The organism is Corynebacterium sp. HMSC065D07, assembly GCF_001810695.1.
Classification (GTDB): Bacteria; Actinomycetota; Actinomycetes; order Mycobacteriales; family Mycobacteriaceae; genus Corynebacterium; species Corynebacterium hesseae.
Window position 1 is genome coordinate 1 of the sequence record NZ_KV802445.1, and the last position, 234, is coordinate 234.

At 52.1% G+C, this 234-nt stretch carries 1 pseudogene; it reads right to left on the reverse strand.

Features of this window, described 5'->3' with window-relative positions:
• Window positions 1-234: pseudogene (locus HMPREF2760_RS12950) on the reverse strand (transposase); the annotation flags it as partial.

Here is a 234-nt window from a genome sequence, read left to right on the forward strand (position 1 = left end):
TGCGTGGCCGTTTGCGGGCATTGGCATCAACAAACCCCAGTTCATGCAGCCACGAGGCGATTGTAGAACGCGATGGGGTGTAATCTGCGCCTACAGTGTCGAACAAAAAGTAGTAGATCGACCAAGGCCCATAATCCAAGCCTTGCTCCATTAACTGTTGTCTGGCGTGGACGACTGCGATTTTATCGGCCTCGTCAAACTTCTTAATCGGATTCTTCGGGGCAGTCGAATCCG